The organism is Paratractidigestivibacter sp. (genome assembly GCF_052362415.1).
Classification (GTDB): domain Bacteria; phylum Actinomycetota; class Coriobacteriia; order Coriobacteriales; family Atopobiaceae; genus Paratractidigestivibacter.
The window spans coordinates 3224-3919 of record NZ_DAWEMK010000044.1; the positions used below are offsets into that span (position 1 = coordinate 3224).

2 protein-coding genes are annotated in these 696 nt (G+C 59.5%); one reads left to right on the forward strand and one right to left on the reverse strand.

Annotation, left to right across the window (positions count from 1 at the left end; all coding sequences use genetic code 11):
• Positions 1-238, reverse strand: a 238-nt coding sequence (locus ACT84W_RS05955; RefSeq protein WP_444328559.1) for a hypothetical protein, incomplete at its 3' end; no start/stop codon positions are given.
• Positions 239-346: 108 nt separating this feature from the next.
• On the opposite strand from ACT84W_RS05955, the gene ACT84W_RS05960 reads away from it, so the two are divergent.
• Positions 347-696: GtrA family protein (locus tag ACT84W_RS05960; RefSeq protein WP_444328560.1), on the forward strand; the 350-nt coding region annotated here is incomplete at its 3' end.

The window sequence follows — 696 nt, forward strand, 5'->3', positions numbered from 1 at the left end:
CTCGCTCCTCCAGCTCCCGATTCGAACTGAGCGTGCGGGTTTCTGTGCGGTTTGGCTTGTCCGTCAGCTGGACGTGCGGGATTCTGCGCATTTCATCTTGTTTGCCAGCTGGACGTGCAAGAATCTGCGCGGGTCTCCGTGGACCGTAGCTGAACGTGCGGAAATCTGCGCGGGGCTCCGCGTGCCGCAATCGACGCGCATCAACACGGGCTCTTTTCCGCTCGGTGTATTCCTTCACGTCTCTCGCGATTTGCGCGGCCGTCCTCAATTTCCTACGATTTGCAAGGAAAGAAATGCAGCAAGGAGAATTCCAACCCCCATACAAACCAAAGAAAGGCACCCTCCCATGCGCAAACTCATAGAGCAGCTCCTCAAGTTCGGCGTCGTCGGCGTGATCGCGTTTGCGATCGACTACGGCGTCCTTATGCTCCTCTCGCAAGGCTTGGGTTGGGACCCGGTGCTCTCTGCGGGCATCTCGTTCGTGGTCAGCCTCGTGTTCAATTATCTGGCGTCGATGAAGTACGTATTTGCCCGCCGCGACGACATGAGCCGCCAGCGCGAGTTCGTCATCTTCGCGGTGCTCTCCGCCATCGGCCTTGTGATCAACGAGATCATCATCGCAGCTGGCACGGCCGTTCTCGGCACGGGGGCCCTGGCCGTCACCGTCTCGAAGGTCGTCGCCACTGCCGTCGTCAT